This is a genomic window from Variovorax sp. 10N432 (genome assembly GCF_056394465.1).
Map to the genome: position 1 here is coordinate 1 of NZ_JBFTHX010000062.1, position 23,279 is coordinate 23,279.

Sequence of the window (23,279 nt, forward strand, 5' to 3'; positions counted from 1 at the left end):
GAGCGCGTGGTGGCCAGCCTGCTCAACGCGGCGCCCGACCTGGCGGCGCGGCTGGCGCAGGACCTCGGCATGGACCTGCCCGCCCCGATGCCGAAGGCGCTGGAGAATCCGGCGTCCCCCGAAGTCGAAAGCTCGCCGGCGTTGTCGCTGTTCGCCCGGCCCGGCGACGGTGGCATCCGCACCCGCAAGGTCGCGGTCCTGGTCGCGCATGGCGTCGAAGGCGCATCGCTTGGCAAAGTCGTGTCGGCACTAAGGGCCGCCGGCGCCGTGCCCCGCCTCATCGGCGCGCGGCTTGGCACCTATGTTGGCATCGGAGGCGAGAAGTTCGCCGCGGACGCGACCATGGAAAACTCGCCGGGCGTCCTGTTTGACGCCCTGGTGCTCCCCGATGGAGAAGGGGCGGTAGCGGCTCTCGATGCCGACGCTCACACACTCGAGTTCGTGCGGCTCCAGTATTGGCACTGCAAAACCATCCTGGCGTTCGGTGCTTCGGAAACGCTCCTCGCAGAAGCTCAAATCCCAATGACGATGTCCGACGGTTCTCCCGATCCGGGACTGGTCCTTGCAGCTCCTGATGCCGCTGACGAAGCCATCGCGGACTTTATCGATGCCATGGGCAAACACAGGCATTTCGGTCGAGAAAACGATCCGCCGAAGGGGTAAGCCATCTCCCCGGGAGGCCGCGAATGGAATGTCACGCCATAGGCTACTTCCACTGTGCTGCGCGGCAAAAAAGGGGATTGACTCGGTCCTGTCTTGTGTCGCCGGGATCCTCAACCGGGAAAGGAGAATGCGATGAACCAGTCCTCAACCTCCGGGGGGCAAAACCCCCCCAAGGATCCTGCTAGAAGCCTCGGCGACGAAGCCCCCCAGGGCACGCCCGGGACCGGGGAGACGATTTGCCGAAATTGTGGAGGCTCCGGCCGTGACTCCGATCGACGTCCTTGCACCAATTGCTCCGGTACCGGAAAGGTCACCGTGGGCATCGGCGGTGGATAGCGGCGCCCGAGGAGTTCAGGATGAATGACACCAGTGCGCCATTGACACCCAAAGCGAAGTTGGCGGCATCGCGCGCTGAATTGTTGGGCGCGATGGGATTTCGAGAAGTGGCTGATACATCTGCTGACGGGGCCGGGGAGCCGCGGGCCTTTCGCCTAGTTCAAGATAAGGAACCTCCAGTCAAGGTGAACTCCCTGACGCGTTGGTGGCGTCGCCAGCCAGCAATGTTGGCCTATGAATTGCTGGAGCCGGGCCTGCATCGATATGCCAGGCGGCACCCGCAGCGATTGGTCGCGTATGCGGCTGCAACCGGCGGCCTTCTGGTGATGCTGAGACCTTGGCGCTTGTTCTCCGTTAGTGCGGGGGTCGCACTAGCGTTCAAGGCTATCGACATCATTGATCTCGCTTCCGTCTTCTTAGATAAGCGTGGTCGGGACCATGACGCCGGACTGTTGCTTCCTGCCACCCGTCAAGGGGACTGAGAACACGTGAAGGTCGCGACTTTTAATGTCAATGGCGTCAAGGGCCGAATGCCGCGACTCCTTGAATGGCTCTCGGAGACCAGGCCAGACGTTGCATGTCTTCAGGAAATAAAGACAGGGGATGCGACATTCCCATACGATGTGATCGAGGCGGCGGGCTACCAGGTTGTCTGGCATGGTCAACCGCGTCACCACGGCGTTGCCATTCTGTCGCGCCTTGCCGCGCCTGAGGAGGTTCGAAGAGGGCTTCCCGGCGGTGACGCGGATGAACAGGCGAGGTATTTGGAAGCGGACGTCGGCCCGCTTCGCGTAGCTTCGGTCTATCTACCGAACGGCAACCCGGTCCCGAGCGATAACTTCGCCTACAAGCTTCAGTGGTTCAAGCGCTTCAACGCTCATGCGAGAACGCTTGTCGACCGCGACGTGGTCCTTTGTGGAGATTTCAATGTCGTCCCTACCAACATCGACATCTATAACGCTGGTACGTGGCGATTCGACGCTGTGCTCCAGCCGGAGGCCAGACAAGCGTACCGGCGACTGCTGGCCCAGGGCTGGGTCGACAGCGCGCGACATCTCAACCCTCAGGGGCGCGAGGAACTCTATACGTTCTGGGTTAGCGGCTACGCTTTTGGCCGCAACGCGGGGTTCAGGATGGACTTTGTTCTCCTAAGTCCTGGTCTCAGCGCGAAGCTCCGAGCTGCCGGGGTCGACGCCGAGTATCGCGGACGAGAAAGGCCAAGCGACCATGCGCCCGCGTGGGTCGAGCTTGGATAAGCGTGTCTACCCGGCCATCGCCCCCGCGTGCAAACTGAACGGGGGATAGGGATGGATCCACGCTTCTTTCCCCTGACTGTGTCGATTCGACAGTAGGGCGGGAGCGCAGCTCGGAGCCTTTGCGCTCGGCAGGGCATCCCCTGCAAGCCGCCGATTCTCCTCCGCCATGCGCTTTTTGGCTCTTCATTTCGAGGAGGGCGGAGGCTTCGTATGCCCGGCACGACCCGAGGGGCCGTCGCCGCGATCTCGGAACGCTCAGGAAACTCCTACGAGCTGGTCGACCGATACGGTTCGCGTTTATCCCGGGGGCGTTCGTACTGCTTTCTTCTTTCCTCTGCGTCCTCCTTTGAACGATCTTCTCATCGGCCCTTCGTAGGTCGCAAATGTTGTTCGCAGGGGCGAGTTCTGGACCCATGGCCCCTGACCTACGCTGAAGAGGTCACTGCGCGTACGTCGCGCCCCGTATCAAAGTCTAGAGTGGAGGGGACTCCTTCGGTTTCGAGGGGATAGGAAGCATCATGAAATTTGCGCTGATATCTGTTTGGACCATTGCCCTGATCTTTTGCACCGGCGCCGCCGCGCAGACCACGTCGGTTCCGGCCGCACCTGACCCTGCGGTAGGGGGCCAAGCCAGCACCAAGACTCCCGCAGGCGTCGGCAATCCGACGCAACGGCCTGACGGGTCCAATCCCGCATCCCGAGACGCAGTGAAGGCGGAAGCCCGTGCAGAGCACAAGAACACGGCCAATACCAACTTGCCCAAAGGCGAGGCGACCACCACCATCAATAACCAACCCAACCCCGCCGAACCCACCGGCGCTATGACGCGAGCAGAAGTCAAGCCTACAAAAAACGAACTTAAGCCGCAGATGGGAAAGAAGGGCGAGCGCCCCGATGTCCCGACCAATCCGCAAGAGAAGACGGGCACGCCGCAGTAGGAAAGTAATCATGAAAGCTCTCGTCTATCACGGCAGCAAGGATGTCCGGGTTGATACGGTGAAGGATCCCGTCCTGCAGGAGCCTGACGACATCATCCTTCGCGTGACCGCCACCGCGATCTGCGGTTCGGATCTCCACCTATATCGAGGGAAGGTGCCCACGCTGCTTTCAGGCGATATCCTCGGTCACGAGTTCATGGGCGAAGTGGTTGCTGCCGGTACAGGAGTGACCGAGCTCAAGGTTGGGGATCGAGTCGTGGTCCCCTTCGTCATCGCCTGCGGAACGTGCTACTTCTGCAACACGCGTTTGTTCGCGGCGTGCGAGTCGACAAATCCGGACCAAGGCACCATCCTCAATCCGAAGGGCATCCGCCCCGGCGCAGCGCTGTTTGGATTTTCCCATTCCTACGGGGGAATCCCTGGCGGGCAAGCCGAACTGGTTCGTGTGCCGAAAGCCAACGTGGGTCCCATCAAAATCCCCGATTCATTGAGCGACGAAAAGGTACTGTTTCTGAGCGACATCCTTCCTACCGGATACCAGGCGGTGCTCAACGCGGAGGTAAGAGAAGGATCCACGCTGGCCATTTTCGGTGCCGGTCCGGTAGGCTTGATGGCTGCGGCATGCGCCCGAATGCTTGGCGCGAGCGAGATCATCATGGTCGACCACCATCCGTATCGACTTGAGTTTGCCCAGCGAACGTTTGGTGTAATTCCGATCAACTTCGACGATGTCGATGCGGCCGAGATCATCATCGAGGCGACCCATCGGCGAGGTGTCGATGCGGTGATCGATGCGGTGGGATTCGAAGCCAAGGGTAGCGCGCTTGAAACGGCACTCACAAAACTCAAAATCGAGACGAGTAGCGGAAAGGCACTTCGGCAGTGCATCGCTGCGGTGCGTCGGGGCGGCGTCGTCAGTGTGCCCGGCGTGTACACAGGATTTCTTCACGGCTTCCTATTTGGCGACATCTTCGAGAAGGGCATCACCATCAAAGGTGGTCAGACACATGTCCAGCGTTTCCTGCCAGAGCTGCTGACCCATATCGGGGAAGGCCGACTTTCCTCCGAGGTGATCGTTAGCCACCGACTGCCGCTATCTGAAGCAGCGCAAGGGTACAAGGTGTTCGACCAGAAGCTCGAGGATTGTCGCAAGGTAGTGCTGACGCCGTGAATCGCTCCGCTTTCTTCGTCTGTCGAGCCATCTAACATGCGTTCCAACTGGCCGCAGACGCTTTGGCTGATCCGGCACGGACAAAGCGCCGGCAACGTGACACGCGATGCTGCCGAGGCTGGAGGCTTGGCACGGATCGCCCTTGAATGGCGAGACATCGATGTTCCGTGGTCCGAACTCGGAAAAACGCAATCCGCGGCCTTGGGCGAATGGTTTGGTGCCTTGGCACAAGACGAGCAACCGCAGGTGATCCTGTGCTCTCCCTGCCTTCGCGCGAAGCAAACGGCGGCGCTTGTCGCTCAGGGCGTGCACCCGGGCGGACATGCGTCCAAGCTGCGTATAGACGAGCGCCTCCGCGAAAAGGAGTTCGGCATCCTTGACCGGCTGACCAAGCTTGGCATCCAGCAGCAGCATCGACGAGCAGCGCCGTCATGTCGGCAAGTTCTATTTCCGTCCGCCCGGCGGTGAAAGCTGGTGCGACGTGATTCTGCGCCTTCGCAGTCTGCTCGAGATGGTGACGCGCGAGTACGCCGGCTGCCGGGTACTGGTGGTCGCGCATCAGGTGATCGTGAACTGCATGCGCTACCTGCTGGAGCAGATGGATGAGCACCAAATCCTTGAAATCGACCGCCAGGGAGACGTGCCTAACTGCGCGGTCACCTCCTGTCGGGCTGAACGACGCAACGACGAAAGACGAAGTCCTTCAGTTGGATCTCGTGAACTTTACGTTGCCGCTTCGTGAGGCTGCCACTCCCGTCACAAGCGAGCCTGACCGGCCCGCGGGGCCCAAGCCCTAATGTCTGATGGCTGACACTCATCCTAGGGCCCTGACGGAAGCCGCGCTGCGGCGGTGGCCACTGCCCACGCTCGCCGCCGATGCGGACAAGGAGAGCCGGGGTCACGTTCTAATCGTCGCCGGCAGTCGCGAGATTCCGGGTGCCGTGTTGCTCGCTGCTGGGGCAGCGCTTCGCGCGGGGGCAGGAAAGCTCACCATCGCGGCGGTGGAGCGTGTCGCGGCCGGTCTCGCGCTCGCCATTCCCGAGGCAACGGTCATTGCACTGGCGGAGACGCGCGATGGCGGGTTTCACGCGAGCGGTTGCCGTGCATTGGCGCCGATCGCGGAGAGCGTGAGCTCGCTTGTAATGGGCCCCGGCATGTTGGATGAGGATCGTAGCGTGTCATTCGTGCGTGAGATGCTGCCGCTGTTCCGAAGCAGCGCGCTTGTTCTTGACGCACTCGCCATGTCGGTCGTAGAACAAGGGGCTTTTGTGCAGCCAGTGATTCTGACGCCGCATGCAGGCGAGATGGCGCACCTGAGCGGCCTACCCAAGGAAGTCATTTGCGAACATCCGCTGGCAGTGGCACGTGAGGCCGCGCAGCGCTGGAATGCCTGCGTGGTTCTTAAGGGTGCCGTTACTTTCATCGCCGAATCGGACGGTACCGCGTGGCGCTTCGGCGACGGTGGACCGGGCCTTGCCACATCCGGTTCCGGCGACACACTGGCAGGGCTCATTGGCGGCTTCGCAGCGCGTGGGTTGCCTCCGTTGCAGGCCAGCGCATGGGCCGTGCTTCTGCATGCGCGTGCTGGCGCGGCACTCGCGCAGCGCTACGGCGCGCTTGGCTACCTGGCGCGTGAATTGTCTGCGGAGGTGCCAGCACTGGCTCACGCGATTGGTCGACGGCGCTAGCAGCGAGTTTAGTTCAACATCCGTCGCCGCTGCTCCAACTGAGGCGTTCTACATTGGCACCCAATCATGACCTTCCTAGTCGGCGCCCGGCAAGGCGTGGCAGAGCCAGCCTTAGTCTCGGAAAGCAGAAGTCCTTGGGCAAGTCGAGGAACTTGAACGCCGGCAAGCCGTCAGCCTCCGGGTCGTCGCCGCGTTGACCTCAGCGCCGATGAGCAGTGCCAGCACCGAAGAGAAGGCGAGGCCTTTTGGTTCGCGCTCTGCTCGGAATTGCCGACGGCCAACACGACACGCACAGGCTGGCTGGGTCGTCGTCGGAGCAGACGCGCCGCTCAGTATCACAGTGCGCGCGCTTCCTGAGGCTGCTCGTTCTCCGACGGCGTGACTTCGACAATGCGCTCGGGATGGCTGTAGATCAGGCGCCGCTGTCGACCCGCGAATCCGATCAGCGTCACTCCGGCTACCTCGGCTGCGCGGATCGCCAAACCGGTAGGCGCAGACAGCGCGGCAAGCATTCCGATGCCGCCGGCGGCGGTCTTGTGGACCATCTCGAAGCTGGCCCGGCTGGTGACGAGGGCGAAGCCGCCCGCACTTCGCTGCGAGGCGAGCGCCATGGCGCCGACCAGTTTGTCGAGCGCGTTGTGGCGGCCGACGTCCTCGCGCAGCAACTGCAGTTCCCCGTCCCAGGCGGCGAAGCCGGCCGCGTGCGCGGCGCCGGTTTCGCGGTGCAGCGCCTGGCCCTGCGACAGGCGCTCGAAGGCCGCCTCCAGAGCGCCGAACCGTAGGTGCCCGCGGCTGTCGACCTGCTTCGGCGGTCGGACCGCCTGGGCCAGGCTCTCGATGCCGCACAGGCCGCAACCGGTGCGCCCGGCAAGGGCACGCCGGCGCAGCCTCAGCGCCGCCATGCGCCCTTCGGCGATCCGCACCTGGAGCGCGATCCCCTCCGGGCCTTGCTCCAGCTCGACGTCGTGGATCTGCGCCGCCGATTCGACGATGCCCTCGGTGATGCTGAAGCCGACCGCAAAGTCCTCCAGGTCGATCGGCGAGGCCAGCATCACGGCATGCGAAATGCCGTTGTAGACCATGGCGACAGGTGTCTCCTCGAGCACCCGGTCACTGACCCTCCGGGCGGGCGCGATGCCCCACTGGGTGACGTCCTGCTGCAGCGTCGACGCTTCATACATGGGAGGCCTCGGCGGTGACATGCAGGCGGATCGGAATGGCCTTTGCCGCCGGCACCTTGCTTTCTTCTGCGTGGTGGGCCAGCGGCACCAGCGGGTTGCACTCCGGGTAGTAGCCCGCAACGCAGCCCGGCGGAATGTCAAATGGGGTGATCCGCAGGCCGGCCACCTCGCGCAGGTGGCCGTCGTCGACGGCCGTGCGGGCGGTCACGATCGCCCCTTCGGCCAGGCCCAGGCGCTTCATATCGCGGATATTCACAAGCAGCACCTTGCGCGTCCCGTGGATGCCGCGGAAGCGGTCATCGAGGCTGTAGATAGTGGTGTTGAACTGGTCGTCACTGCGCAGCGTCATGAGCCGGAGCACGTCGGCGCCCGTCTCGGGCGTATCGGGGTCCGCCACAAGGGTTTCGTAGCCCAGGAAGTTGGCCTTTCCAGTCTCCGTCTTCCACTGGCGCTCGCAGGCGGCAACCGGCCGGCGGAAGCCGCCCGGCGCCTTCAGCCTGTCATTGAAGTCATGGAAGATCTCCGGCAGCGCCAGTGCGATGTGGTCGCGGACCTTGGCGTAGTCAGCGACCCATTCGTCCCATGGCACCCTAGCGTTTGGCGGCAATGTCGCGCGGGCGATCGCAGCGATGATGGCGGGCTCGGATTTCAAGGTCGACGCGGCCGGTTCCGCCACGCCCTTGGAGGCATGCATGAAGCCGGTCGAGTCCTCGATCGACACCATCTGCTCGCCGCCGTCTTGGCGGTCGATCTCGATGCGACCCAGGCAGGGCAGCAGGTAGGCCACCTCGCCATGGACGAGGTGGCTGCGGTTCAGCTTCGTCGCCACGTTCACGGTCAGACGCAAGCGACGCCAGGCCGGCTCGATGCGGTCGGTGTCGGGCACGGCGCGCACGAAGTTGCCGCCCAATCCGATGAAGGCCTTGACGCTGCCGTCGAGCACCCCCTCGCAGGCCTCGACGGTGTTGAGCCCCTTCTCGCGCGGCGGCTCGAAGCCGTACAGCTCAGCCAGCTTGTCGAGCGGCGCCAACTCGGGCTTCTCGGTGATGCCGACGGTGCGCTGGCCTTGCACGTTGGAGTGGCCACGCACCGGCAGGATGCCTGCGCCGGGTCGGCCCATATGGCCCCCCAGCAGGAGCAGGTTCGACACCATCTGCACGTTCTGCACCCCCTTGCGGTGCTGCGTCAGACCCATGCCATAAACCCCGATCACGGCGCGAGCGCGGGCGATGACCCCGGCCGCCTCCTCGAGGCTGGCCCGCGTCAGGCCGGACTCGCGTTCGATGTCCGTCCAGGAAGTGGCGCGCAGGTGCGCTGCGAAGGGTTCGAAACCACGGGTGTGCTCGGCGATGAAGGCGGCGTCAAGCACGCGAGGCTGCTGAGTGCGCAGCGCATCGTCGTCGGCCTCGACCAGCGCCTTGCAGAGGCCGGTGATCGCGCCGAGGTCGCCACCGTTCTTCAGTTGCAGGTACTGGGTGCTGATCTGCGTTTCGTGCGGCGTCAGCATGTCGGTGGGCGACTGCGGATTGGCGAAACTCAACGAGCCGGGTTCTCGCAATGGATTGAAGGTCACTATCGGCACGCCCCGCTTGCGGACGTCCTGCAGGTCGTGCAGCATGCGCGGGCTGCTGACGCCGGTGTTCTGGCCGAAGAAGAAGATCGCGTCGGTATGCTTGAAGTCGTCCAGCGTGATTGTGCCGACCGGCACGCCGATGGTCTTCGGCAGGGCCACCGAGGTGCTCTCGTGGCACATGTTCGAACTGTCGGGCAGGTTGTTATTGCCATATAGACGGGCCAGCAACTGGTACATGTAGCTGCTTTCCAGCGAGGCGCGCCCGGAGGCATAGAAGACCACCGACTTCGGGTCCTCGGCCTGGAGCAGCCGCAGCTGGGCGCCGATCTCGGCGAAGGCCTCGTTCCAGCCGACCTGCATGTAGCGGTCGCTTTCTGCGTCCCAGCGCAGCGGCACGGTGAGGCGGCCGCCTTCTTCGAGTTGATGGTCGCTCCATGAGAGCAACTCGCCAACCGTGTGCTCCCTGAAAAATTGCGCGGTCCTGCGCTTGCTGGTGAGTTCCCAGGCGGTCGCCTTGGCGCCGTTCTCGCAAAACTCGGCCGGATGCGGATCGGCGGGCTTGGCCCAGGCGCAGCTAACGCAGGCAAAGCCGCCAGGCTTGTTCTGCTTGCGCAGCGCCGAGGGCCCGGCGAGCGGGATGCCCTCGCGCAGCAGGTAGGTAGTGACTGCCTTTAGAGACCCCCAGCCGCCGGCGGAGTGGGTGTAGGCCTCGGATCGTTTGTCCTTGCTTTGCTCGCTCATGGTGATGCCTCAGTGGAATAAATTTGATGGCTTCGTCCTACAACACCGTGGACAGGATTGCGCCAGCGTTCCGTAGGTCGACGCAGTGCCCTGATGTCGGACGGCGGGGCACTTCACCAACAAAAGCACCTGCGAGGGAAAATTGCCACTGCCTGGCCTCCATGCCCCGACCGTGTGGGCACATCGCGTGACGTGGGCCCTGCTCGCGGCCTGCGCGTCCGATGCCGCCGCAGGGCAGGGGGCACTCGACCCAGCCGGCGTCCAGGCCGCCCGCATCCATTCGCTGTGGCAGCTGACCGTCTGGGTCTGCATCGCCGTCTTCACGCTGGTCCTGCTGGCGTTGATGATGGCGCTCGTGCGGGCCACCCGCCGGGCCCGCCGCGAGTCCTCGGAACCGGCGCGCGGCGAGCGCCATGAACCCGGTGCGACCCGCGTGGTGCTGATCGCCTCGCTGCTTTCGGGCGCCGCGTTGGCCGGGCTGGTCGCGCTCGACGTGCTGACCGATCGCGCGCTCTCGCGACTGCCGGTGAACGACGCGCTGCACATCGAGATGGTTGGCGCCCAGTGGTGGTGGCGCACGCGCTACGCGAACGACCCCGACGGGCCTGGCTTCGAGGTGTCGAGCGATCTGCATGTCCCGGTCGGCCGGCCTGTGGTCGTGACGCTGAAGAGCGTCGACGTGATCCACAGCTTCTGGGTTCCGCAGCTGCACGGCAAGAAGGACATGCTTCCCGGGCGCACCACCACGATCCAGTTCCGGGCCGACCGCGCAGGCAGCTTTCGCGGCGAGTGCGCCGAGTTCTGCGGCCTGCAGCATGCCTTGATGGTGTTCAACATCACGGCCGACCCGCCAGAGCGCTACGCCCAGTGGCAGGCGCTGCAGGCCAGTCCGGCGAGCCCACCCGCGCAACCCGATGCGCTGCGCGGGCAGGCGCTTTTCCTGGCGCGCAACTGCGCCCAATGCCACGCCGTGCGGGGTACGCCGGCCGGCGGCACGCTCGGCCCCGACCTCACGCACGTGGCCAGCCGCCCGACGATCGCGGCCGGCACGGTGGCCAACCGGCCGGACCTGCTGGCGGCCTGGATCGTGCAGCCGCAATCGCTCAAGGCCGGCGCCACCATGCCACCCAGCGCGCTGGAACCCGAAGAGGTGCGCCTGCTGGTCAGCTACCTGGAGACCCTGAAATGACGCCCGACCGCGCCCTTCGCGAAATGAGCGATCGCGCGGGGGGCCGCGACGGTCCGCGGGCCGGCCAGCTCGCCGTGGCCGCGCTGCGCCGGACCTGGAGCGATCCACCGGGCTTCATGGGCATGCTGGAGGCCATCGACCACAAGACCATCGCGCGCCGCTTCATCATCGCCACGCTGGTGTTCTTCCTGCTCGGCGGGCTGCTTGCCCTGCTGATGCGCGTCCAACTGGCGCGGCCGCAGGCTCACTTGGTCGGGCCCGAGGCCTACAACCAGCTGTTCACGATGCATGGCTCGACCATGATGTTTCTGTTCGCGGTGCCCGTGATGCAGGCCGTGGCTGCCTACCTGGTGCCGCTGATGGTGGGCGCGCGCTCGATCGCCTTTCCGCGCCTGAACGCCTTCGCCTACTGGATCTTCGTCATGGGCGGTGCCTTTCTCTACCTCAGCTTTGCGCTTGGCGCCGGTCCGAACGTCGGCTGGTTCGCCTACGTCCCGCTCTCGTCGAGCGACTATGCACCTGGCAAGGGGGCTGACATCTGGGCCCAGATGATCACTTTCACCGAGCTGGCTTCGCTGTTGCAGGCGATCGTGCTGATCACGACGATTCTCAAGATGCGCGCCCCCGGCATGCGCCTCGACCAGATGCCGTTGTTCGTCTGGGCCACGCTGGTGACCCAGTTCATGGTCCTGTTCGCGATGCCGGCGGTGATGATCGGCAGCAGCTCGCTGATCCTGGACCGCCTGGTGGGCACGCATTTCTTCAACCCGGCCAGGGGCGGCGATGTGCTTCTCTGGCAGCACCTGTTCTGGTTCTTCGGCCATCCCGAGGTGTACCTGATCTTCATCCCGCCGCTCGGCTTCATCTCATCGATCGTATCGACCTTCTCGCGCCGTCCGATCTTCGGCTACCGCGCGATGGTGCTGGCGCTGATCGCCACCGCCTTTCTCGCCTTCAGCCTGTGGGTTCACCACATGTTCGCGACCAACCTGCCGGAGATCGGCAAGAGCTTCTTCACGGCCGCGAGCCTGGCCATCGCGGTGCCATCGGCGGTGCAGATCTTCTGCTGGATCGCAACGCTCTGGAATGGGCGGCTCGATTTGAAAAGCCCGCTCTACTTTGTGCTGGCCTTCTTCGTCATCCTGGTGCTGGGCGGGCTGACCGGCGTCATGCTGGGCTCGGTGCCGCTCGACCTGCAGGTGCACGACACCTACTTCGTGGTCGCCCACCTGCATTACGTGCTGCTCGGCGGCGGCGTGTTCCCGCTCTTCGGCGCCTTCTACTTCTGGTTTCCGAAGCTCAGCGGGCGAATGCTGTCGGAAGCGGCCGGCAAGCTGCACTTCTGGCTCTTCTTCGTCGGCTTCAACCTGACCTTCTTTCCGATGCACCTGCTCGGACTGCACGGGATGCAGCGGCGCATATGGACCTATCCCGCGGGCCTGGGCTGGGACGGCATGAACCTCGCCGCCACGGTGGGCGCCTTCCTGATTGCGCTGAGCGCGCTGGTGTTCATCCTGAACGTGGTCTTCAGCCTGCGGCACGGGGCTGTGGCGCGCGCCAATCCCTGGGGCGCGGGCACGCTCGAATGGAGCATGCCGAGCCCGCCGCCGCCGCACAATTTCGACGCCATTCCGGTGGTGCACGGGGCAGATCCCCTCTGGTCGCCGCCTGGGCAGCCGGCGTTTGTCGGAGGCCTTGCCACCCAGGCACGCGAGGTACTGGCCACCACCGCCTTCGAAGCCCGGCCGGACAGCCGGCCGCTGTTTCCGTCGCCGACCGCCTGGCCGTTCTGGAGTGCTGTGGCGACCACGGTGCTGTTCGTCGGCTCGGTGTTTTCGCCCTGGGCCGTCGTCTGGGCCTCGCTGCCGCTGGCGGTAGCCCTGATCTGCTGGTTCTGGCCCAAGCCGCGCGAGACCTCGCGCTCGGTCGCCTTGGAGCAGCGGCCATGACGGCGGCCAGGGAGCAAGGCGCGGCCGACACGCTCGACGTTTCGGCGCTGCCGACCTACCGCTTCGGGCCCGGCAGCCTGATGTGGTGGGGCACCATGGGACTGATGCTGATCGAAGGCACGGTGTTCGGCCTCGGCATCATGATGTACTTCTATCTGCGCGGCGTCGCCCCGGCCTGGCCGATCGATGCCGCGCCGCCGGACCTGTTGTGGGGCTCGCTGAACACGGTGATCCTCCTGCTGAGCGCCTGGCCCAACCAGCTGGCGAAGGCCGCGGCCGAGCGCGAAGACCGGTCTGGCGCACGCCTGTGGATCTTGGTGTGCCTTGCTTTCGCGGTGGTGTTCCTGGCGCTCCGCGCGCTCGAATTCACCGCCCTCAACATCAGCTGGACGGCGAACGCCTATGGCTCGGTGATCTGGCTGCTGCTCGGGCTGCATACGACGCACCTGATCACCGACACCGTCGACACCGGCGTGCTCGCGGCGCTGCTGTTCAGCCGCCGCTTCGAAGGCAAGCGCTTCGTGGACGTCAGCGAGAACGCGCTCTACTGGTATTTCGTGATCGGCAGCTGGCTGCCGATGTACGCCGTCATCTATCTCGCGCCACGAATCTGAGGCCGGCCCTAATGCGACCCCTTTCTCTGCGCTGTCGATTGCTCCCGGTCTGGGCGCTGGTCCCGGGCGTCGCGTCGGCGCACGTGGCGGATGCGCAGCCCGACGCCGGCATGGCGGCGCTGACCTGGAGCGCCGACCCGCTGGTCATCTCCCTGCTTTTGCTTGGTGCGCTCTTGTACGGGATCGGGCACGCGAAGCTCCGAATGCGCTCGCAACTGGGCCGCCGCACCCACGCGCTGCGGGGCACGGCCTTCGCCGGCGGATGCTTGGTGCTGGTGGTGGCCCTGGTCTCGCCGCTCGACGCGCTCGGTGGCGTGCTGTTCTCGGCCCACATGCTGCAGCACGAACTGCTGATGATCGTGGCCGCGCCGCTGCTGGTGCTGGGGCGGCCGCTCGCGGTCTGGCTTTGGGCTTTCGGGCCGCGTGCCCGGGCAGCGATCGCGCGCGCGGTGCGCGCGCGCGCGCCTGTTGCGGCATGGCGCTGGCTGACGGCGCCGATCGTCGCATGGGCACTGCACGCTGTCGACGTGTGGGCTTGGCACGTGCCGCGCCTCTTCGAGGCCGCGCTGCACCATCCTGCCGTCCATACCTTGCAGCACTGGAGCTTCTTTCTCAGCGCCTTGCTGTTCTGGTGGACGGTGCTGGGCATCCATCGGTTTGGCCAGGCGGGCGCCCACGCCATGCTGTCCGTATTCACGACCATGGTGCATACCGGCGCGCTCGGCGCCTTGTTGACGCTGGCACCCGTCATCTGGTATCCGAGCTACGCCGAAACCACCGCCTGGGGCTTCGATCCCCTGGACGACCAACGCGTCGGCGGCCTCGTGATGTGGGTGCCCGGCGGGATGGCCTACATCGTCGGCGGGCTCGCGGTGGCGGCCCGCTGGCTGGTCAGGCGCCAGGCGCCCGGGTCCCCGGAAATGATTGCTCGACCATGACTGCCTCGACGACGCGCATCCTCCGCGGCGCCACTGCACCGCTTGCTTGGGCGCTCGCCGTCGCCACGGCAAATGCCGACGCGCCGGCACCACAACAACTCGCGCGCGGCGAATACCTTGCGAAGATCGGCGGCTGCGCGAGTTGCCACACGGAGCCCAAGCACGGTGCGCCGTTCGCCGGCGGGCGCGCCGTGCCGACGCCGTTCGGCGCGATCTACAGCACCAACATCACGCCCGATCCGGCGCACGGCATCGGCCGCTACAGCTTCGAGGACTTCGAGAAGGCGTTGCGAGAAGGCACGGCACTGGGCGGCCGGCACCTCTATCCGGCGATGCCGTACGTGGCCTACGCGAAGGCCAGCGAGGCCGACCTGCGAGACCTGTACAGCTACCTGCTACACGGCGTGGCGCCGGTGGCGCAGGAGTCGCCCCACAATTATCTGTCGTTTCCATTCAACCAGCGATGGGCGCTGAAGTTCTGGAAGTTGATGTTCCTGCCGCGCGGCGAGTACGTCGCGCGCCGGGACAAGGCCGCAGAATGGAACCGCGGCGCCTACCTGGTGCAGTCCTTCGGCCACTGCGGCGCCTGCCATACGCCGCGCGGGCTGGGCTTCCAGGAGCGCGGCTACGACGAGCACTCGAAGCACTATCTCACCGGGCAGGTCAACGACCTCTGGTTCGCCTCAGATCTCACGGGCGACCCGGGCTCGGGGCTCGGCCGGGTGTCGGCGGAAGGGATCGCCTCGTTTCTGGCCACGGGCCACGGCGACGGCATGGTCGCCTTCGGCACCATGGCCGAGGAGGTGGAGCAAACCCTGCAGTACCTGAGCGAGGACGACCTGCGCGCGGTGGCGGGCTATCTCAAAAGCCTGCCGGTGCGCAAGGGGGCAGGCAGCTACCAAGCCCAGGCCGAGACCGACCCGCCGCCAGCCCGTGGCAACTACACGGGCGACGTCGAATCTGTCGGCGCCGCGGTCTATCGCGGCTTCTGCGTGCAGTGTCACCAACCGGACGGCCGCGGCGTCCCGAAGGTCTTTCCGCGTTTGGCCGGCAATCCGTCGGTGCTTGCCGAAGATCCTTCGGCCGTGATACGACTGGTGATTGAGGGCGGCCGCAGTCCGGCCACTGCCAAGGGTCCGCCGCCGCAGGCCATGCCAGGATTCGTTGGCACCCTGACCGATGTGCAGATGGCGCAGGTGCTCAGCTATACCCGACAGAGCTGGGGCAACGACGCGCGGCCGGTCTCGACCCATGACGTTTCGAAAATCCGCCGTCAGTTGCATCGATGACGATCCGCAACATTCCACGGGCGCGCGAAGTTACCTCCCTCGCCGTGCCCGCGGCACCGGAGGTACTGCCCTGTACGATCGGCAGTGCGCCCTCCAGGCCCGCGGTGGGCAGGGAGGAGCGCGGTCCCCCCCTGCGGGCGCAAGCAGGTGACCGACTGGTGCGCATGGCCCTCCAGCCGGCATCGCGCATGCGACTGTTTCTCTCTCACTGCCAGAAAGGAAGCCACATGAGCACCCCTCCAGTCACCGGAACCGGCGACGGAACACGGGCGAACCAGGAGCGAAGGTGCCGACAACATCGGCGCCGGAGTAGAGTCCCTAGCACGAAGACAGCGGCCAGCAGATTCCCGTCTCGCCCGGCGCCCGGCGCGAACAAGTCGGCAAAAAGAACCGTCGTAGCCACCAAGCACGACGACTCCGCGGCTTTCGAATTGACGGCAGATCTGCCTCCGGCCCGCTATCCCGAGCCGGACGCTGGCGGGCGGGCCTGAGCGCGCGACAAACCAGGCCAAGCGGGAGTTCGCCATGAAGCAGTACGCCCAGACTGATGCCAAGCGCGGCAAGGCCATCTCGGTAACGCGTTTTGCTCTTCGCCTGACGCTGGACAGTTTGCGCAAGCTTTGCGAGATTAGCCTTCAGCTCCGAACGAGACGAAAAATGGTAGGTCCAACCATGCAATTTGATCACCTGTGAGCATCCGCAACCGCCTTCTACTGTTGGTGTTCGCGGTCTGGCTGCCCTCGGTAGTCGCTTTCGCGCTGCTCGCCTTCACCACCTACCAAACTACATCGATGCCGAGCAGGCCGCCGAGCGGCTGAGGGACGAGCCGCCTCCTTCTCGCGCTACGACGTGCTGCTTACACACCTTCAGCCTATCCCTGCCCAGATGCATGGGGTCACGGAACTCATCATCAACGCCCGGAAGGTGGATGCGACCTATCTCCAGGGTTCGACGGTGCCACTGAATGTGACCTGACTCCCGCGCGATTCGGTTTAGAACACCATCCTTTCTTGCTTTTGAGTCAAGGAAGTGCGCCTGATTCCTGAGGATCACATTGCTGAAAATCAACGGGGAGCGTGCAGGCAGCGGGGGACGGCCCCCGGCATCGGGGACCGACCCGAATCGGGCGGATGCCGAAGCTTCCCCTACCAGCGCCGGTGGCCGTCCGTTCTGTTGTCCAGCAGCTACGCTACTACGCGGCGCTCCGGGCGGGAGGTATTCGCGATCGCATAGCGCGCATAGGGCTGGCGGGACCGCAATGTCGAGAGACTTGCGGAAAATCGTCACTACGAAGGCGCGTGGTGCCATGCTGGCCGGCCACGGCCACGGGCACGGGCATCAAGGTCCCCGCCCGAATTTGAGGCAGGTCTTAGTTCCCCTGCCGACACCCGTGACCTTCCGCAACTGCTGGAATCTTCATGCATTTGAAGCATGTTTCGTTCCACGACCAAGTGCGGCGGATAGCCAAGGGCAAAAAACAAAAACTCCGTCCAATACCTCTCTCTTGCGCCAACTTCATGGCGCCTACTATCGCTGTGGCTCCGCCCCCCAATTGCGGTCCGACATTGCAATACCTGCGGCAGATTTTGCCGGTGTGGTCACTCTTCGCGGCGATCTTCGGGGGACGCCATCCGGCACGTCAATTGCTTCGATGGGCCGCGGAGAACTCTCAATATGTTCTGGAGCGAATGCTACGAAAAGATTCAGCAGCTGAGTCCAAGGGCCGCCAAGTTGGCCTCGCGGATGCTGTGCAAGGATCCTCGGATTCCTTCTCACTGGACCTTCGCCCTCGACGTGGCCCTGGCCGGCCGCGGCAAGGCGGCCGGACCCCTCACTCCTGCGGATCTGGAAGCCATCGTCGCCAGCCAAAGCCAAGAGCGACCGGAGGCGACGGACGAACTCGACCCGGCGCAGCGGGAAGCCTGGACCTTCGCGGCCTCCGTTCGCTCGCCTGCTGGCGCCGCGAACAAGGGCGCCCAGACACCTCAGGTCCCTCCGGAACCGGTGTGGGACCCACGAACGCCCACGCCGGAGGAAGCGTGGCTGCTCGCCTTTTCGCATGAGTTGCAGCGAATCTCCGACCTCGGCCCCGATGACATTGCCCGTCGTGCCCTTCGAAGACTCGAGACGGATGGAGAGCGCAACCCCTTGGAGGCAGCCAGGGACGAGCTCGTCGCGCGCGAGGTCGAGAACGTTGTGCCGCACGAGAACGTAGGCGTTCCGCCCGGTGCGTAGGCGGCGTATCAGAACCGGCTGGATCGCTTAGATGCGAACTCACGCCTCGTCGAGCGACACCTTGTCCTGGCGCCGGTCGTAAGGCCCGGTGATGCGCGCATGTGGGAACCCCATCCGCCAATCCTGCGCCACGGCATCACGCTGACGCCCCGCGCGGCGTGGATCCACTTGTTCCGCGAGGAATGGGTGCGCTTGGCCGAGGGACTCGCCGATGACCAGAGCGTCTTGGAGGTCGCGGCCGAGCTTTACGAAAAAGAAGGCGAGCGCGACCCTGTCGAAGTTGCCCTGGAGTTGTTCGGGCCCGGCCGCTAAATGGTTCAATGGTTCTGGCTTGGTCAGAATCCGGCCATGGGGTGCTTGCCAGCACGTATCTCTGCTCGTAGCTGTCGGCTGGCCTCAACTGCCCTAAGTCCAACCTCCCGGGCTCGGCGCGCTCGCTCACAAAGAGCGTCAACTTCACCGCGTTGACATTCTTCGCCTGGGATTTCCTTCACTTCCGCTGGTTCGTGAAGCCGAGCGGGGAAAGGAGAGTCAGCTTCTGCCATGCGGAACATTCCTCGCATGGTTTTCGGAACGCAGGCACATATGCGGCTATGCCTGGCCCGCTGATTCTGAGGCTGTCATTGGGGGGGGACATTCGCTGACAGCTACAACCCTGTGGTGCCAAGGGGCAGACACCTGAACACCTGAGTGTGCCCACGCCACTTTGACGGCTGCTCGCCCGCGGACGGCGGGACGAAAGTCAGCTTCTCCTCAGTTTCGGGGCCCAGACTCGGTTGCTGGCAGCCCGCTCTTCTCCTCCTCCCTCTCTCAAGGGCTGTACTTAACCCGCTCCGGCGGGTTTTTTCTTTACCCGTCTAGATTGCGCCACTCCTCAGGAAGATCCAGTCGACAAACCTCAACAGTCGCCCCTGAACACCCGTGCCAGTTCGTAGGGCGCCACCACCTCGAGCTGGTCGAAACGGCATGCGAGCGGCGGCTTGTCGAACCGCCACCTCAGGAAAATCGCAGCGTGGCGGAAGCGCCGCGCCTGCAGATGGTCGTACCGGACCTCGCACACCCGCTCGGGACGCAGCGCCTGCCAGCTCAGGTCCTTGCCGCCGCTCCAGCGGCTTTGGGCACCGGGCATGCGGCGCTTGGCGTCGCTGCCCGCCTCTGCCCAGCGCGCCCAAGGATGACCTTCGAGTGTGGGCGGGCGCAAGGGCGCCAGCTCCTGCACGAGCGCCCGGCGCTCGGTCATGCTGAAGGCCGACGTCGAGCCAACGTGGTGAAGCACCCTTGCGTCATCGTAAAGACCGAGCAGAAGTGAGGCGATGGCGTCTTGGCCCCTCTTGTGCCAGCGAAAGCCGGCCACGACGCAGTCGGCGGTGCGCACGTGCTTGATCTTGATCATCGCGCGCTCTCCGGGGCGATAGGGACCATCGGCTGCCTTGGCCACCACGCCGTCGAGCCCGGCGCCCTCGAAGGATCCCAGCCACTTGATGGCCTCGGCATGCGACGTGGTCATCGGCGTGAGGTGGATCGGCGGCGGCGCATCGAGCAGGAGTGCTTGCAGCAGCATTCGGCGCTCGTCCTGCGGCAAGCCCGAGATGTCCATCCCGTCAAGCCCGATCAGATCGAAGGCCACGAAGGACGCCGGTGTCTCGCGGGCCAGGCGCTCGATGCGCGAGACGGCCGGGTGGATGCGCTGCTGCAACGCGTCGAAGTTCAGGCCATCTCCGCTCGCAACGACGATTTCGCCATCGAGCACGCAGCCGTCGGGCAGACAACGCGCCAGCACCTGGACTAGTTCCGGGAAGTAGCGGTCCAGCTGCTTGGCGTCCCGGCTCTGTAGGCGGGCCGCGCCGCCCGCCCGGAACACGATAGCGCGGAAACCGTCCCACTTTGGCTCATAGAGCCAGCCCGCGCCCGCGGGCACCGTCAGGGCAGTCGACGCAAGCATTGGCGCAAGACTGCCGAAGGCAGGCAAGGGGGCGCCTGTCATGGGATCCCCCCGAGCGCACTGAGCAGGACCATTCGAGCCGGGGCAGTTCGCACGGGCGTCGAACGGGTCACTGAGAGGCGGGGCATACCCGCTACCGCATCTGCCCGTCGCTATACCGCGCCCACGCTGCGTGTGATGGGCAGCACGATGCCGGTGATGTAGCTCGCGCAACATGGTGCCGCCAGGAACACGTAGGCCGGCGACAGTTCCTCGGGCTGCGCCGGGCGCTTCATGTCGGTTTGCTGGCCGAAGTCCTTCAGCTCGTCGCCGGCGCGGTCGGCCGGGTTGAGCGGTGTCCACACCGGCCCCGGCGCGACCGCGTTGACGCGGATGCCCTTGTCCAGCAGGTTGCTGGCCAGCGACTTCGTGAACGCGTGAATGGCGCCTTTGGTAGTGGAGTAGTCGAGCAGCTGCGCGCTGCCTTCCAGCCCCGTGACGGAGCCGGTGTTAATGATGGAGCCGCCCTTGGGCAGGTGCGGCACTGCCGCGCGCGCCATCTGGAAATAGCCGATCACGTTGGTGCGCAGTGTGAGGTCGAGCCGCTCGTCGGTGATGTCCTCAATCGATGCCGCATGCAGCTGGAAGGCAGCGTTGTTGACGAGGATGTCCAGCTTACCGAAGGCCTGCAGCGTCTGCTGCACCGCCTGGTTGCAGAACGCAGGGTCGCGCACGTCGCCAGGAATCAGCAGGCACTGCTCGCCCTCGGCCTCGACGCAGCGCTGAGTCTCCTGCGCGTCGACCTCCTCCTCTTTCAGGAAAACGAGTGCCACCCGGGCGCCCTCGCGCGCATACAGCAAGGCCACGGCGCGGCCGATGCCCGAGTCGCCGCCCGTCACCAGCGCCACCATGCCGTTGAGCTTGCCGCTGCCCAGATAGCCCGGCGCCTTGAAGCGCGGCTGCAGATCCATCTCGGCCTCGAGGCCGGGCTTTTCCAGGTGCTGGGCAGGCATGGGGTTCTCGGGCTCGGGGCGGTGGCCGGCCTGCATCGGCTGGTCGCTCCTGGCCTTGGTCTGGGTCGCGCGATCCTTGTCGTCCTGCTCGCGCTGCACCTTGCGGTGCTGGACGGCGACGTCGCCGCCTTCGGTGTTCGATCGGTCGTCGGATGAGGTCATGGGCTGCTCCTGTGTGCTGCTGGGGTTGAAATTCCTTCACCGGGGGCAGGCGCGGCGGCGCCAGCCGCTGTCAGTTTTTTTACGAGCGGCTGGTCGCCAGCCAGCAGCAGGTCGTAGCCCGCTTCTGTGCAGCACTTCGCCAAGTCGACCGCCAGGGGCCGGGCGGTGGGTTGGGTGGCCATGGTCTGCGCCAGCGTTCAGTGTTTCATCGCCATGCTGCCGCCGCGACTGAGTTTCTCCGCCGCTGCCCGATGCTCCTTCAGGGTCGGCAAGGTCTTGCCGAACCAGGCCTTCACCTCGGCATCCTTGGCATTCTTGCTGGCCTTCTCGAACAGTGCGATGTCGGTTCGATGGTCGTCCATGCCGACTTCCTTGATGAACTCGCGGTCGATGTCGCTGGACCTCGACAGCTTGTCTATCTTGGCCTTCTTGTCGGCCGGCATGTCCGGAGGCAGCACCATCCCCTTCATGGAGGCGAGCCCCTTTAGTTCATCGTTCGCCGCGGTATGGTCCTTGACGAGCATGTCCGCGTAGGCCTTGACGTCCGGATTTTTCGCCTTGGAGGCGGCCATCTTCGAGACCTCGACCTCGTAGACGCCCCCGCCCGCCGCCTTGGTTACGAATTCCTGGTCCGCCTTGGCGGGCGCATCGGCGGCAAATGTCGGAAGACACGACAGGGCGCATGCACACGCCCCCGAGACAGCAAGCAGACGAATGGTGTTCATGAAGAATTCTCCTGGTTGGTTGCCCCGCGGCCCCTGCGCGGGATGGCTGGACAAGCTACGCATGGCGCGCCGGCCGCCCATCGGGTTCGTGCTTATTGCGAGGTCGGAGAGGTCCTACCGCACACACGTGGCAGCGCCGACACCGCGTCGCTGCCAGGTTCTTAAGCCTCTTGCCTTTCCAAGGAGACTTCTCATGCAAGCTTCTGACTCCAGGAACGTCCGGGCCGAGACGATGCCCGCCCCGGAAGAGGACTGCCGCAAGGTGGTATTGACTCCCTGAGTTGTTGCGTTCGATGGAGGCGTCCGTCTATGAAACCCATCAAGTCGGCTCGCAAGCCCCTCGCCGACGTCCCGACCAGCAAGGCGGCGAAGACGCTGGCGCGCGTGGTCCTGACATCGAAGTCCGACGAGGACTTCGACATCGGCCGACACTACGCGCTCGACCTCGAGACCCTGGCGCTCGAGATCCTCGAGGAGTGGCGCATCGGCAGGTACGCTGAAGGGATGGCAAAGCTGTTTAGGCTGTTGGCGCAGGTCGACCGGATGTCGATGAGCTGAGGCTGGAGAGCCAACCTGCCAGCCAGGCAGGGGGACTCTGCTTACCTGAGGCGTCAGCTGGCACTGCGCCGCGCTGCACTGGATCGATGTTGAGGCCCTGGCGGTACTTGGTGACTCTGCGGCGGGCGATGCCAAAGCCCTGTTGGCAGAGCTCAGGTGCTAGGGCGTCGCTCCAAAAGGAGGGGTTGCGCTCGCTAGTGGCTGGCGCCTGCGTGGGCCGCGCCTCCGGGAGAAGAAGTACTGCAGTTCGAAGACGCGGTGCGGAGTCGCTAGTTCTTGTGATGGGCGCGCGCGAGACGTGAAGGAGGCACCACCCCGACAGCGTCGGCGACTTCGCGCAAGCCCAGCGGATTCATCGCCAGGGCGCCGTAGTCGAGGAAGAGCTTCTGCTGGGACACGATCGCGACTGAGATGTCGCGCACCGTCGAGACCCGACGCGCAGCGCTGCACGGCCCAGCGCGCACAAGGGTGGTCGTCCTTGTTCGGCGGGGTCTTGCTTGGCCTGGTCGTTCGGCCAGGTCTTTTTTACACGCCCCAGACGGCCTGCGCGCGGGCGCGCCGCTCGCCTGCCAGGGATCTGGGCTTCCGCCGGCCAGCGGAAAATGGTGCACGCAGGGACATTTCTTGCTGCATGGCTCGCGCTCATGCCGCTTTTCGTTCTGACGTGCTCTTTGTGGAAGCCGGCCGCTTCGTAGCGGTCTTCTTTGGGGCGGGCTTTTTCTCCGCTGTCTTTGATGAGCCTTTCCCCCCGGATTTGGTACCGCCTTTCAGACTCCGCTTAAGCAATTCAGTCAGGTCGATGACGTTGCTGCTCTCAGGGGCTTCTTCCTCGGGCTCGATGACCGTCTCGGTCTTGCCAGCCTTCACCTTCTTGTCCACGAGCTTCATGACCTGGTGCCGAAACTCGTCCTTGAAGTCTTCTGGGTCCCACTTGCCGGACATCTCGGCAATGAGCTGCTTGGCCATTTTGAGTTCTGCCGCGCTGAGGTTCTTCCGTCCGGCAGGCGGCAGGTCCAACGAATCGAGCGTCTTCACTTCGTCGCCCCAGCGCAGCAGGTCCAGAACGAGTGCGGGTCCGGATGGTACAAGGGCCGCAAGGTGCTGCTTGGTCGCGATGACAACCTTGGCCAATGCAATCT

The 23,279-nt window shown here is 65.0% G+C and carries 24 protein-coding genes and 1 pseudogene; 16 read left to right on the forward strand and 9 right to left on the reverse strand.

Annotated features, from left to right (window positions below; genetic code table 11):
- From AC1DF3_RS34530 to AC1DF3_RS34565, 8 genes are all read left to right on the forward strand, one after another.
- Positions 1-663: DJ-1/PfpI family protein (locus AC1DF3_RS34530; protein WP_478142466.1), on the forward strand; the 663-nt coding region annotated here is incomplete at its 5' end.
- A gap of 356 nt (positions 664-1,019) precedes the next feature.
- Positions 1,020-1,481, forward strand: coding sequence for a hypothetical protein (locus tag AC1DF3_RS34535; protein ID WP_478142467.1), 462 nt, complete (start codon positions 1,020-1,022; stop codon positions 1,479-1,481).
- Positions 1,482-1,487: 6 nt separating this feature from the next.
- Entirely contained in the window at positions 1,488-2,255 is a 768-nt protein-coding gene (gene xth, locus AC1DF3_RS34540; RefSeq protein WP_478142468.1) for an exodeoxyribonuclease III, read from the forward strand.
- 518 nt (positions 2,256-2,773) lie between these two features.
- Positions 2,774-3,193, forward strand: coding sequence for a serine/threonine protein kinase (locus tag AC1DF3_RS34545; protein WP_478142469.1), 420 nt, complete (start codon positions 2,774-2,776; stop codon positions 3,191-3,193).
- A 10-nt stretch (positions 3,194-3,203) separates the two neighbouring features.
- Complete coding sequence (locus AC1DF3_RS34550; protein ID WP_478142470.1) at positions 3,204-4,364, forward strand: zinc-dependent alcohol dehydrogenase; 1,161 nt, start codon at positions 3,204-3,206, stop codon at positions 4,362-4,364.
- 36 nt (positions 4,365-4,400) lie between these two features.
- Positions 4,401-4,832, forward strand: coding sequence for a histidine phosphatase family protein (locus tag AC1DF3_RS34555; RefSeq protein WP_478142471.1), 432 nt, complete (start codon positions 4,401-4,403; stop codon positions 4,830-4,832).
- A gap of 13 nt (positions 4,833-4,845) precedes the next feature.
- Positions 4,846-5,106: a hypothetical protein gene (locus AC1DF3_RS34560; RefSeq protein WP_478142472.1), complete on the forward strand. Its 261-nt coding sequence runs from the start codon at positions 4,846-4,848 to the stop codon at positions 5,104-5,106.
- Between the two features lie 61 nt (positions 5,107-5,167).
- Entirely contained in the window at positions 5,168-6,052 is an 885-nt protein-coding gene (locus AC1DF3_RS34565; protein WP_478142473.1) for an NAD(P)H-hydrate dehydratase, read from the forward strand.
- 335 nt (positions 6,053-6,387) lie between these two features.
- Here AC1DF3_RS34565 and fdhD read toward each other — a convergent pair whose 3' ends face one another.
- Both fdhD and AC1DF3_RS34575 read right to left on the reverse strand, forming a co-directional pair.
- Entirely contained in the window at positions 6,388-7,233 is an 846-nt protein-coding gene (gene fdhD, locus AC1DF3_RS34570; protein ID WP_478142474.1) for a formate dehydrogenase accessory sulfurtransferase FdhD, read from the reverse strand.
- Positions 7,226-9,547 carry an FdhF/YdeP family oxidoreductase gene (locus tag AC1DF3_RS34575; protein ID WP_478142475.1) on the reverse strand — a complete coding sequence of 774 codons (2,322 nt, stop codon included), beginning with the start codon at positions 9,545-9,547 and terminating at the stop codon, positions 7,226-7,228. Before AC1DF3_RS34575 ends, fdhD begins: the two co-directional genes overlap by 8 nt.
- Before the next feature lie 172 nt (positions 9,548-9,719).
- On the opposite strand from AC1DF3_RS34575, the gene AC1DF3_RS34580 reads away from it, so the two are divergent.
- The 7 genes from AC1DF3_RS34580 (at position 9,720) to AC1DF3_RS34610 (ending at position 17,761) form a co-directional block, all read left to right on the forward strand.
- The gene (locus AC1DF3_RS34580) at positions 9,720-10,736 is read left to right on the forward strand and encodes a cytochrome c oxidase subunit II (RefSeq protein WP_478142476.1); all 1,017 of its coding nucleotides are present in this window, start codon (positions 9,720-9,722) and stop codon (positions 10,734-10,736) included.
- Complete coding sequence (gene ctaD / locus AC1DF3_RS34585) at positions 10,733-12,685, forward strand: cytochrome c oxidase subunit I (protein ID WP_478142477.1); 1,953 nt, start codon at positions 10,733-10,735, stop codon at positions 12,683-12,685. Before AC1DF3_RS34580 ends, ctaD begins: the two co-directional genes overlap by 4 nt.
- Complete coding sequence (locus AC1DF3_RS34590; RefSeq protein WP_478142478.1) at positions 12,682-13,299, forward strand: cytochrome c oxidase subunit 3; 618 nt, start codon at positions 12,682-12,684, stop codon at positions 13,297-13,299. The genes ctaD and AC1DF3_RS34590 overlap by 4 nt, the downstream gene beginning before the upstream one ends.
- An 11-nt stretch (positions 13,300-13,310) precedes the next feature.
- Entirely contained in the window at positions 13,311-14,237 is a 927-nt protein-coding gene (locus AC1DF3_RS34595; protein ID WP_478142479.1) for a cytochrome c oxidase assembly protein, read from the forward strand.
- Positions 14,234-15,526, forward strand: a complete 1,293-nt coding sequence (locus AC1DF3_RS34600) for a c-type cytochrome (RefSeq protein WP_478142480.1) — start codon at positions 14,234-14,236, stop codon at positions 15,524-15,526. Before AC1DF3_RS34595 ends, AC1DF3_RS34600 begins: the two co-directional genes overlap by 4 nt.
- Before the next feature lie 525 nt (positions 15,527-16,051).
- Positions 16,052-16,219 (forward strand): hypothetical protein, encoded by a 168-nt coding sequence (locus AC1DF3_RS34605; protein WP_478142481.1) that lies wholly within the window; start codon positions 16,052-16,054, stop codon positions 16,217-16,219.
- Between the two features lie 981 nt (positions 16,220-17,200).
- The gene (locus AC1DF3_RS34610) at positions 17,201-17,761 is read left to right on the forward strand and encodes a hypothetical protein (RefSeq protein WP_478142482.1); all 561 of its coding nucleotides are present in this window, start codon (positions 17,201-17,203) and stop codon (positions 17,759-17,761) included.
- A gap of 39 nt (positions 17,762-17,800) precedes the next feature.
- On the opposite strand, the gene AC1DF3_RS34615 is transcribed toward AC1DF3_RS34610, so the two are convergent.
- From AC1DF3_RS34615 to AC1DF3_RS34630, 4 genes are all read right to left on the reverse strand, one after another.
- Complete coding sequence (locus AC1DF3_RS34615; protein WP_478142483.1) at positions 17,801-18,082, reverse strand: hypothetical protein; 282 nt, start codon at positions 18,080-18,082, stop codon at positions 17,801-17,803.
- Between the two features lie 577 nt (positions 18,083-18,659).
- Positions 18,660-19,730, reverse strand: a complete 1,071-nt coding sequence (locus AC1DF3_RS34620) for an ATP-dependent DNA ligase (RefSeq protein ID WP_478142484.1) — start codon at positions 19,728-19,730, stop codon at positions 18,660-18,662.
- 125 nt (positions 19,731-19,855) lie between these two features.
- Positions 19,856-20,857, reverse strand: coding sequence for an SDR family oxidoreductase (locus tag AC1DF3_RS34625; RefSeq protein WP_478142485.1), 1,002 nt, complete (start codon positions 20,855-20,857; stop codon positions 19,856-19,858).
- 197 nt (positions 20,858-21,054) lie between these two features.
- Positions 21,055-21,636 (reverse strand): DUF4142 domain-containing protein, encoded by a 582-nt coding sequence (locus tag AC1DF3_RS34630; protein WP_478142486.1) that lies wholly within the window; start codon positions 21,634-21,636, stop codon positions 21,055-21,057.
- A gap of 255 nt (positions 21,637-21,891) precedes the next feature.
- Between AC1DF3_RS34630 and AC1DF3_RS34635 the strand changes: the two genes are divergently transcribed.
- Entirely contained in the window at positions 21,892-22,140 is a 249-nt protein-coding gene (locus AC1DF3_RS34635; protein ID WP_478142487.1) for a hypothetical protein, read from the forward strand.
- Here AC1DF3_RS34635 and AC1DF3_RS34640 read toward each other — a convergent pair.
- The 3 genes and pseudogenes from AC1DF3_RS34640 to AC1DF3_RS34650 all read right to left on the reverse strand — a co-directional run.
- Positions 22,100-22,492 carry an RNA polymerase factor sigma-54 gene (locus AC1DF3_RS34640; RefSeq protein ID WP_478142489.1) on the reverse strand — a complete coding sequence of 131 codons (393 nt, stop codon included), beginning with the start codon at positions 22,490-22,492 and terminating at the stop codon, positions 22,100-22,102. The genes AC1DF3_RS34635 and AC1DF3_RS34640 overlap by 41 nt on opposite strands.
- Positions 22,410-22,751 carry an RNA polymerase factor sigma-54 gene (locus tag AC1DF3_RS34645; RefSeq protein WP_478142488.1) on the reverse strand — a complete coding sequence of 114 codons (342 nt, stop codon included), beginning with the start codon at positions 22,749-22,751 and terminating at the stop codon, positions 22,410-22,412. Before AC1DF3_RS34645 ends, AC1DF3_RS34640 begins: the two co-directional genes overlap by 83 nt.
- A gap of 31 nt (positions 22,752-22,782) precedes the next feature.
- Positions 22,783-23,279: pseudogene (locus AC1DF3_RS34650) on the reverse strand (non-homologous end joining protein Ku); the annotation flags it as partial.

What these genes read in the sequence shown, in the direction of transcription:
- AC1DF3_RS34545 (WP_478142469.1), top strand. Translation starts at nt 2,774, where the DNA reads ATGAAATTTGCGCTGATATCTGTTTGGACCATTGCCCTGATCTTTTGC.
- AC1DF3_RS34555 (WP_478142471.1), top strand. Translation starts at nt 4,401, where the DNA reads ATGCGTTCCAACTGGCCGCAGACGCTTTGGCTGATCCGGCACGGACAA.
- AC1DF3_RS34605 (WP_478142481.1), top strand. Translation starts at nt 16,052, where the DNA reads ATGAAGCAGTACGCCCAGACTGATGCCAAGCGCGGCAAGGCCATCTCG.
- AC1DF3_RS34625 (WP_478142485.1), bottom strand. Translation starts at nt 20,857, where the DNA reads ATGACCTCATCCGACGACCGATCGAACACCGAAGGCGGCGACGTCGCC.
- AC1DF3_RS34575 (WP_478142475.1), bottom strand. Translation starts at nt 9,547, where the DNA reads ATGAGCGAGCAAAGCAAGGACAAACGATCCGAGGCCTACACCCACTCC.
- AC1DF3_RS34635 (WP_478142487.1), top strand. Translation starts at nt 21,892, where the DNA reads ATGAAACCCATCAAGTCGGCTCGCAAGCCCCTCGCCGACGTCCCGACC.
- AC1DF3_RS34550 (WP_478142470.1), top strand. Translation starts at nt 3,204, where the DNA reads ATGAAAGCTCTCGTCTATCACGGCAGCAAGGATGTCCGGGTTGATACG.
- AC1DF3_RS34535 (WP_478142467.1), top strand. Translation starts at nt 1,020, where the DNA reads ATGAATGACACCAGTGCGCCATTGACACCCAAAGCGAAGTTGGCGGCA.
- AC1DF3_RS34565 (WP_478142473.1), top strand. Translation starts at nt 5,168, where the DNA reads ATGGCTGACACTCATCCTAGGGCCCTGACGGAAGCCGCGCTGCGGCGG.
- AC1DF3_RS34595 (WP_478142479.1), top strand. Translation starts at nt 13,311, where the DNA reads ATGCGACCCCTTTCTCTGCGCTGTCGATTGCTCCCGGTCTGGGCGCTG.
- fdhD (WP_478142474.1), bottom strand. Translation starts at nt 7,233, where the DNA reads ATGTATGAAGCGTCGACGCTGCAGCAGGACGTCACCCAGTGGGGCATC.
- AC1DF3_RS34600 (WP_478142480.1), top strand. Translation starts at nt 14,234, where the DNA reads ATGACTGCCTCGACGACGCGCATCCTCCGCGGCGCCACTGCACCGCTT.
- AC1DF3_RS34590 (WP_478142478.1), top strand. Translation starts at nt 12,682, where the DNA reads ATGACGGCGGCCAGGGAGCAAGGCGCGGCCGACACGCTCGACGTTTCG.
- AC1DF3_RS34610 (WP_478142482.1), top strand. Translation starts at nt 17,201, where the DNA reads ATGTTCTGGAGCGAATGCTACGAAAAGATTCAGCAGCTGAGTCCAAGG.
- ctaD (WP_478142477.1), top strand. Translation starts at nt 10,733, where the DNA reads ATGACGCCCGACCGCGCCCTTCGCGAAATGAGCGATCGCGCGGGGGGC.